This window comes from Geitlerinema sp. PCC 9228 (assembly GCF_001870905.1).
In the GTDB taxonomy this organism is placed as follows: Bacteria; Cyanobacteriota; Cyanobacteriia; order Cyanobacteriales; family PCC-9228; genus PCC-9228.
Map to the genome: position 1 here is coordinate 1 of NZ_LNDC01000083.1, position 2,770 is coordinate 2,770.

A 2,770-nucleotide genomic window follows, 5' to 3' on the forward strand; every position below is an offset into this window, starting at 1 on the left:
GGTGAGTGGTAGTGGTCATACCATTTCATTGTACAGGGCAATCTAGCAGCCACCATCAAGTAGGGTGGGCATTGCCCACCCTACCAGCTTATCTAGAAAATTGGCATGAAATCAAAAAATCTTGGTTGGCTAGCCAATTCAAGATAAACTTAAAACCAAAACGAGGAATCCTATTGCTAAAAAGATTCGTCCAAGGGGGTAGATTGGGCATACTCGTATGCTTTTTGCTACAAAAAAACGCTCTCTTCTTTTTATGAAAAGTATGAAAAGACTGACGTGGTTTGCCGTTGGCTTGTTGTTCTTGGGATGGCAACCGGCAGTGGCTGAAACGTGTCAATCGGGAAATCCCGGTTCTCTAGCTTACATCCGCCGGGATGGTAACCGCTGCGAAGGATTGCTCGACCATCACAACGTAAGCGGTCGGTTCGATTTGATTGGGTTCTACACCAGCACCTTGACACAGGAATATCCCAACACCATGACCATTCAGGTGCCGGGAACGGGAAACCTGAACCCCAGAGTTGAGGTACAATCTTTTTTTCGCAATTATCGCTTAGACCAGCTAGAATTGCGTTCTCGGGGAGGAATCGCTAAGTTTGACCTAGATACCCAAATTTTGCGCAAAGCAAGCGTTCCCGTAGGAGCTTTGCGTGCCCTCGCCTACACAGTTCCCGATTCTAGCAAAACCTACTTTCCCGTTATTTTAGAAAAACCAGCAGCCCAGTATCAGTTTGTTCTGTACAGTCCCCAACGGCAGGAGTTTCCCACATTGGAAATTCGCCGCAACGGTCAGGTTGTTCGCAGCGATTCCCGTCGTATTCCTACTCAGGGACAATTTCATTTTACTTGGGAATATGGCAACGCACCTGCTGGTACTTACGAACTGCATGTTGTCAACGGTGAAGGCAGAAGGCGAGTATTTCGCTTTCGCCACAATCCCAATTGGTTTTAGACATTCTCGATAATGCCCCAACGAAATTCGCCCCGTTCCACTTCCAGACGTAACAGGTTTTCCCCGCGATGGTGGAGGCGTTGGGGAAACTGCTGTACTGGTTGGTTGGTGCCAATCCGGTCGTGGTTGGGGCGTTTTTGGCAGGGAAGCGTTCGCAGATTTGGTAGTTGGCGGCAACGAACGCCACGCCGGGATAAGTGGCTGGCTGTGGCATTGCTGGTGGCTTGGATTTTGCTTTTGGGGGGGAAATTTTTCGTACCGGGTTTGTACGTTTTTGAAGGCAATTTGCTGGTAGAGGAAATGAGTTTTTCCTACATGGGCAGTGCGGAAAGGCTATTTTTACAAGATATTCAGAGATTGGGTAGCTTGGATTTACAAGGAAGCCAACCGCAACCCCTAACTTTGCGGGGAAACTTTAGCAGCAACGACCCGCAGTTGAACGCCAAGTTGGAAACTATCGATAAACTGACGGTGAAATTGCCCCATGCCAACAGTCGCTTTTTGCTAGGGAGCGATCGATCTACCAGTAGCTTGTCGCTTGTAGAGCTGCGTTTGCCTTTCCAAACCCGCGTAGAAGGTTTTGCCTATCGTGATGGCGAACTGGATTTGTGTTTGCAATCAAAAGAAATTGACGAAAATCTCTGCCAGCTAGCCAACATGGCATCCATGGAAGTACCAAACAAGGAAATGCCAGCAGGAACGTTTGTTTTTGAACCGGGTAGCGATCCCTTGCAAGTGAGGGTAGCCAGTGCGGAGTTACCACAGTTGGGAATTGCAGCGGACTCGCAGATGGGACGGGAAACCAGCTTTCGGTGGGTGCCAGCAGGAAATGGAACCCAGTTGCAAGCAACTTTGCTGTCGCCGACGCGACTGCACTTGCAAACGCCGGCGTTCTCTTCTGTCAAAGATGGCGAGACTTTTCCCGAATGGGTGCATGGGGATTTGGATGTTACGAATGTGCAGTTTACTAAGACCAATCGAACATCTGATGTACGCGATGAAATTGAAATGTCGAGTATTCAGCAAGGGCAAGTACGGATGAGAGAAAAGACCATGGAAGTGCAAGGAAGACAGTTTCTAGTGGTAAAAAAAGGACCGGGCATTCGCAAACTCCGTCGGGTAAAAGTGCAGTCGGAAGGATTGCGGGTGTTGTTTTCTGGCAAAAGTACGGGATTGGCTGTGGGGTTGTACCGTCGGTTTCCGGTACAGCGCATCGAACCCAAATGGCTATCCAAGTATCTTTCCCAAGAAGCGTTTAGCGGGATTGTGGGGTTGCTAACGGCGTTTACGGCGATTTTGTTTCCCCGTTTGTTTCCACCGCCTGCCCAAAACCAAAATTCCCGGCAGTAAGTGGGGATGGTGCGGGGTTGATGCTTTGATTTCCAAATCGCTGCGGTATCCTAAAAAATGAGCCGACTCAAGTGGGGGTGGAAGTAGATGTTACGGCGATCGATGTCTTGGATTGTAGGTGTTTGTTTGGTAGCTGCTTCGCCGGTAGCGGTGGTAGCACAGAGCGTTGATGAATTGCACGAGCGAGGAGATGCGGCGCAAGAGGCGAACAATTACGAGGAAGCAGCACGGATTTTCCGGGAGATTATCGAACGGGCACCCAACGACGATGAGGCTTACTTTGAATTGGGTTACACGCTCAGACAACAAGGAAAGCTAGAAGAAGCGATCGCAAACTACCGCCAAGCTCTCCAAATCAACCCCGACTATGCCGTGGCTTACAACAATCTGGGCTATGCTTTACAGCAACAAGGAAAGTTACAGGAAGCTGTCCAGAATTATCGTCAAGCCATTCAATCCGATCCAGAT

At 49.2% G+C, this 2,770-nt stretch carries 4 protein-coding genes; 3 read left to right on the plus strand and 1 reads right to left on the minus strand.

Going from position 1 to position 2,770, the window contains the following annotated elements:
- Positions 1-253 precede the first annotated feature (253 nt).
- Complete coding sequence (locus tag AS151_RS07215; protein ID WP_139240553.1) at positions 254-952, plus strand: hypothetical protein; 699 nt, start codon at positions 254-256, stop codon at positions 950-952.
- Here the strand turns inward: AS151_RS07215 and AS151_RS07220 are convergent.
- Positions 949-1,236 carry a hypothetical protein gene (locus AS151_RS07220; protein WP_071516376.1) on the minus strand — a complete coding sequence of 96 codons (288 nt, stop codon included), beginning with the start codon at positions 1,234-1,236 and terminating at the stop codon, positions 949-951. The genes AS151_RS07215 and AS151_RS07220 overlap by 4 nt on opposite strands.
- Between AS151_RS07220 and AS151_RS07225 the strand changes: the two genes are divergently transcribed.
- A complete protein-coding gene (locus AS151_RS07225) occupies positions 1,217-2,302 on the plus strand; it encodes a hypothetical protein (protein ID WP_139240554.1) in 1,086 nt (361 codons plus the stop codon). The genes AS151_RS07220 and AS151_RS07225 overlap by 20 nt on opposite strands.
- Before the next feature lie 87 nt (positions 2,303-2,389).
- A partial coding sequence (locus tag AS151_RS07230; protein ID WP_139240555.1) for a tetratricopeptide repeat protein occupies positions 2,390-2,770 on the plus strand: 381 nt, incomplete at its 3' end.

What these genes read in the sequence shown, in the direction of transcription:
- AS151_RS07215 (WP_139240553.1), top strand. Translation starts at nt 254, where the DNA reads ATGAAAAGTATGAAAAGACTGACGTGGTTTGCCGTTGGCTTGTTGTTC.